The following is a 5,422-nucleotide window of genomic DNA, read 5'->3' as shown; positions in this document are numbered from 1 at the left end:
GGGGCTTAAGTAAGTGCCATTCCGCTTAGGCGCCGCGTCGGTTTTGTATTTCAGACACCTGTGATGTTTGCCGGAACGGTAGCCGAAAACCTGAGCGTGGCGGACACTCTGAAGGAAAAAATATCTAGCGACATCAGCACATCATTGAATACGCGCATTCATGACTTGCTTTCGCTTTCGGGACTGGATCCGTCCTACGCCACTAGAAATGCTGTCGATCTATCCGGCGGCGAGAAGCAACGGGTTGCGTTAGCACGAGCGCTGATGACCGACCCGCAAGTGCTACTGCTCGATGAACCTACCGCTGCACTAGACCCTGAGGTGGCAGATTGTCTGCTGCAAACATTGAAGCAATTGAATAAGACCACCGGCGTCACGCTGGTCATGGTCACGCATCGACTGCGCGAGGCGCGTAACGCGGCCTCGCATGTGGTGATGCTCGAAGCTGGGCGCGTAGTCGAGGCTGGCCCAGCGCAAAGCATCATGAACAATGCGCTTGAAGCGCGAACCCGCGCCTATTTGAACGTTGGTGAGGAGGGCGAGCGCCATGCGGCTTGATTACCCCATTGATATCGGATGGTTCGATTTAGCCACCGCCGCGGCTTTGTTGTTAATCGTTCTAGCGCTTTCCGCCTGGCAACGCCTCGATCTGGGCCGACAAGTCGTCGTGGGTGCCATTCGAGCGACGGTTCAATTGGTACTCATTGGTCATGTTCTGCTATGGATTTTTGCGGTCGATAGTCCGCTTCTGGTGCTAGCCATGCTGGTGGTCATGTCTGCCGTTGCTGCCATCACTGCGACTCACCGGCAAAATGTAAGCTCGCGTGAAAGGCGAACTCTGGCGCCGATTCTGGGTCTTGCAATCATTTGCGGCGCGGTGTTCACGCTAATCTATGTGAGCGTGGCTGTAGTCCATGTCACACCGTGGTACAGCGCGCGCTACCTGATTCCACTTTTTGGCATGATAGTCGCTAACGCGATGAATGGTGCTGCGATCGCTGCTGAGCGCCTGCAGTCCGAAATGGACGCACGCCGAGGTGAGATCGAAGCTTTCCTTGCCCTGGGTTCAACGCCCGCCCGCGCCTGCGCAGAGGCGACGCGCAAGGCCCTAGCAGCCGCGATGATTCCAGCCGTCAATGCGCTGGCAATCGTCGGTATCGTTTCTCTACCTGGCATGATGACAGGTCAAATCCTCGCCGGCGCTTCGCCAGCCCTTGCCGTGCGCTATCAATTGGTGGTTGTATTCATGCTCACTGCGGCGACGGCGATCACCGCTGCAATTACAGTGCTTCTTTATCGGCGAAGCTTCTTTACGCCGGCGGCGCAGTTGTTGCCGCGCGCCAAGAACTATTGAGTCCAGGCCTATCAATGAGCCAGCGTGAGGTGCTGGAGAACCTTGGTGGGGCCAAAAGAATCGCTGAAACCGTAGGATGTTTACCCAGCTTATCCTTCACGTAACGGATGTTTTCCTCAACGTTTTCATCGCATTGGATTAATCAATTTTGAAGGATCTGCCCAAATGAGCACCCCGCTGATAACCGACGAACTCGACTTGCTGCAATCGCTAGTCGATCTGGACCAGCACCCGCAGATCATTGAATTGGGCTGCGGTGCCGCACAACTGTCGCGCCAGTTGCTTGCACGATGTCCAGCCTGCGAAGTGACCGGGCTGGAAGTGGACGAACGTCAGCACGCCAAGAACCTGCTCAACCCACAACAGCGGCTGCATTTCGTGCAGGCCGGTGCACAAGCGATCCCATTTGAGGCGCAACGTTTCGACATGGCGCTGATGCTGAAGTCCTTGCACCATGTGCCTCTGGATCAACTAAGCCAGGCGCTGGCAGAGGTGCACCGCGTGCTGCGGCCAAAGGGTCTTCTTTATATTTCGGAGCCAGTGTTTGCCGGAGCGCTTAACGAGGTGATGCGCTTGTTCCACGACGAGGAGCGAGTGCGTGCCGCAGCCTTGCGTGCGGTGCAGGAAACGGTGTCTTCTGGCGCCTTGGAGCAGGTGGCCGAGATGTTCTTCGAAACGCCGGTGCACTACCGCGACTTTGCCGAGTTCGAACAGCGCATGATCGGCGTAACCTTCGTCAGTCACAGGCTTGATGCCACCACTTTGAAGGCGGTGCGTGCATGCTTTGAACCTCACATGACAGCAGACGGCGCTCACTTCGTGCGACCGATGCGTGTCAACTTGCTTCGCAAGCGCTGAACAGATTTCCTGTGGCAGTCAGAAATTGAGATTGAAAGCCTGCTTCACACGAAGCTCGGCAGTTGAATTGCCGCTCACTGCGCCGATCGGCGTCGATCGACAAAGGTCTATGCCAGACCCCAACCAGACGGTCAATGTGGGTTCCTTGAGCGTCGGCAATGCAGATTACGCCGGTTCAGAACTGACCGGGTGTACTCCTCGCAAAACACCGGTCAAAACTAAATCGGCACCGGTGGTCAATAGCCAACTGACGCCCACAGCAGCACTATGGAGTGCGGAAAACAGGGGAAAGGCCACACCGGAAGGGGGGTTATGCAGAGTTTCCTTAAGCTTCGTCTAAGTATTCGTCTCCATAATTTTCTCATCATGTAACCATGAACCTTTCCCAGGAGTATTCATGAACACCCATTTAATGAGCCCCAACAACGCCGCGTTTCGGGGCGATTGGGAACCCTTCCAGCCGAACTCGTTCGGCGACAAGCTCATCGTTGTCCACTACACCATCGGTGTAGGCGTTGCACTCTGAACGCGATCCGACGCCCAAGCACACTCATCCGATCCGCCCATTTAACGGGCCCTTCCAACAGGAGCGAAATGAGATGAATCCCAACTATATTCCTGAGGCACTACCTGCGAATGAACTGGGTAGCCAGGCATCCGAAATCACGATTGCGAAGCTAGTCGGTGAAGTCTATGAGACCGCCCCTCCGGCCGAACGAAGTCGGATGCTTGAGCATTTGCTGCGGCCACTGGGCGTGCTCTCACTCGTTGTCGTGGCCCATGGCCTCTTCGCGAAGCTCCTGTTTCGAAGTGGCTGGCCGGAGCTGCACATTCGACTTGAGGACGCACAGAACGTGCAAGCCAGCGATGTGATTGCCCTGGTCGACCATGTCCAGCAGATTAGCATCCAAGCCGTCGATGGCTTGGCCCAGATTCTCGCTGCGTCGCCAGTAATGACCGGGTCTGGCGCAGCAGCACTGCTGGTGACAGCCCTTGTCCAACGGGCCCGAAACCGTCGAGCCGATGAAAATGATTCCGGCTTTTCGTCTGGGGTGCCGACATGACAAGTCGAAGATGCCGCCGGTTTAACTGCCTTGGCCGACCTGTAGCTGGGCGACGTGCCTTTGGCCGTCAACGGTACGCCGGTCAAGGACATTGACCAAGTGCGCGAGATTGTGGCGAAGTCAACCAAGTCGGTGGCGCTGCTGATCCAGCGCGATGGCAACAAAATATTCGTGCCGGTGCGCGTCGGCTGATCAAAAAACCGCACGAATGGCAGTGCCCGGAGCAACGCACTGCGTTAGTTCGCTACTCCATTACTCGAGAAGGAGAATTGACATGAAAACTCTGATCCACAAAGTCATCATCGCAGCCGCCCACACACAGCAGTGGCCAGGTCGAATACCTGAGCGGTGGCATTGGCAAGGACGAGGTTATGGCCGCTGACGCTTGAGGTCGCGGTCAAGGACAAGCAGCGAGCCGACTTTGTCGCCAACGTGAAAGTGGTCGTAAGTGATGCCCGACCGTGACCACCGGCACTATGTGAATGCCACAGCCGGGCCGACACTCGCACAACAACGGAGCAGCACCATGCATCTTTCGAAGTGGGGCTACCAGGCGGACTTTTTCGTCTATCCAGTTCTGATCGCCACCGCCGCCCTGCGATCACTGTGGTAGGCCCCACCTCAGGCTGCTGGGTGCTGGTTCACCGCGCTGGCTGTGGGCCTGCTGGCGTGGACCGCGCTTGAGTACGCACTGCACCGCTGGGTGCTGCACCGCGTGCCACCGTTCCGTCGGCTGCATGCGCTGCACCATGAACACCCGTGTGCCCTGATCGGCACCCCAACCTGGCTGAGCGCGCCGCTGTTCCTCAGTCTGTGGGAAGTGCTGGCGCATGAAGCCTCGGCGCCCACGGCGAGCGGAATCGCCACTGGGCTGATGGTCGGTTACATCGCGTACGGATTCGTGCACGACGCCGTGCATCACCGCCTTTCCCGCCGGGGGTCGTGGCTGCATCGCGCCAAGGAACGACACGCGCGGCACCACCGCGCGGGTTCGATGACCGACTTCGGCGTCAGCACCGGGCTGTGGGATCGGGTCTTCGGCACCAGGTCACTGCCCGTTCAACGCCACGCTGGAGCAGTCCCAGCCGAACGGCGCACGTGACGGTCACGGTGTCGATCTGTCGTGACGAAGGTCATCCGCAACTGGTGACTTGGCAGTGACGCCTGGCCCTATGCACCGCGCCTGCCGGAACAGACACTTCAGGCCTGAACTCATCGAGACCCGCATGAACATCCTCATCGATTCCGCCAAGCCCTTCGCCCGCGTCGTATCCGGCCGTCAACCCGCAGTGACCAGGACCCACCCATGCCGCCGCTGACCCAGGCCTTGATCGTTGCCAACGTGCTGGCCTTCGTGCTCGAGCAGGTGCTCGGAAGCACCGTCACCGGGTGGTTCGCGTTGTGGCCGCTGGGCTCGGGCCTGTTCATGCCCTGGCAGCTTGCGAGCTATGCTTTCCTGCACGGGAGCCTCACCCATCTGGCGTTCAACATGTTCGGCCTGTGGATGTTCGGGAGCGATCTGGAGCGGGTCTGGGGCTCACGTCGACTCGGCGTGTTCTATGCCGTGAGCGTGCTCGCCGCAGCCGCCATGCAGTTGCTCGTGACCTCGGCGCTTGGCAGCAACGTGCCGACCGTCGGTGCTTCGGGAGGGCTGTTCGGGCTGCTGATCGGCTTCGCGATGGTGTTTCCGCACCGCACCATCACCCCGCTGCTGCCGCCGATCCCGATGCCGGCCTGGCTGTTCGTGACGCTGTACGGGCTGATCGAGCTGACGCTGGGTGTGACCGGCAGCGCCAGCGGCGTGGCCCACTTCGCCCACCTCGGCGGGCTCTTCGGCGGCTGGCTGGTGATGCGCTACTGGCGCAGGCAGCTGCCCTTCGGCTGACCGAAACCACAGAATGACTGACGCTTTGGCTGAGTGCGAGATCTTGCGGCGTTAGCCCATCGACCAAAGTCTCACTTGGATATGGCGGCCAGCCGAGAATTGACCCAGGTGCCGACACTGGACTGACCCATGCCTCTGGCTTTTGAACCGTCGCCAGCATTTGGATCGCCAGGAGTTGACCTGGGTCAGCGGAATCCCGGCACATGGGTCAAAACTGGATCGGCATCAACATTGTGTTTGTGGGAAGTCTTACCCTGGCGG

The 5,422-nt window shown here is 59.0% G+C and carries 7 protein-coding genes and 1 pseudogene; all 8 read left to right on the top strand.

The window, feature by feature from the left end; translation table 11 throughout:
* Positions 1-18 precede the first annotated feature (18 nt).
* The 8 genes and pseudogenes from B3F77_RS05975 (at position 19) to B3F77_RS05940 (ending at position 5,161) form a co-directional block, all read left to right on the top strand.
* The gene (locus tag B3F77_RS05975; RefSeq protein WP_293604080.1) at positions 19-558 is read left to right on the top strand and encodes an ABC transporter ATP-binding protein; all 540 of its coding nucleotides are present in this window, start codon (positions 19-21) and stop codon (positions 556-558) included.
* A complete protein-coding gene (locus tag B3F77_RS05970; RefSeq protein WP_293604079.1) occupies positions 548-1,354 on the top strand; it encodes an ABC transporter permease in 807 nt (268 codons plus the stop codon). The genes B3F77_RS05975 and B3F77_RS05970 overlap by 11 nt, the downstream gene beginning before the upstream one ends.
* A gap of 165 nt (positions 1,355-1,519) precedes the next feature.
* Positions 1,520-2,212, top strand: a complete 693-nt coding sequence (locus B3F77_RS05965) for a class I SAM-dependent methyltransferase (RefSeq protein ID WP_293604078.1) — start codon at positions 1,520-1,522, stop codon at positions 2,210-2,212.
* Between the two features lie 397 nt (positions 2,213-2,609).
* Positions 2,610-2,738, top strand: coding sequence for a hypothetical protein (locus B3F77_RS05960; RefSeq protein WP_293604077.1), 129 nt, complete (start codon positions 2,610-2,612; stop codon positions 2,736-2,738).
* 73 nt (positions 2,739-2,811) lie between these two features.
* Positions 2,812-3,276 carry a hypothetical protein gene (locus tag B3F77_RS05955; protein WP_293604076.1) on the top strand — a complete coding sequence of 155 codons (465 nt, stop codon included), beginning with the start codon at positions 2,812-2,814 and terminating at the stop codon, positions 3,274-3,276.
* 3 nt (positions 3,277-3,279) lie between these two features.
* Positions 3,280-3,468, top strand: a pseudogene (locus tag B3F77_RS05950) (PDZ domain-containing protein); the annotation flags it as partial.
* Between the two features lie 463 nt (positions 3,469-3,931).
* The gene (locus B3F77_RS05945; protein ID WP_293604075.1) at positions 3,932-4,378 is read left to right on the top strand and encodes a sterol desaturase family protein; all 447 of its coding nucleotides are present in this window, start codon (positions 3,932-3,934) and stop codon (positions 4,376-4,378) included.
* Positions 4,379-4,582: 204 nt separating this feature from the next.
* Positions 4,583-5,161 (top strand): rhomboid family intramembrane serine protease, encoded by a 579-nt coding sequence (locus tag B3F77_RS05940; RefSeq protein WP_293604074.1) that lies wholly within the window; start codon positions 4,583-4,585, stop codon positions 5,159-5,161.
* Positions 5,162-5,422: the final 261 nt, after the last annotated feature.

Source organism: Polaromonas sp. UBA4122 (assembly GCA_002381615.1).
Lineage (GTDB): Bacteria > Pseudomonadota > Gammaproteobacteria > Burkholderiales > Burkholderiaceae_C > Polaromonas.
This window is presented reverse-complemented; position numbering and strand designations above follow the sequence as displayed.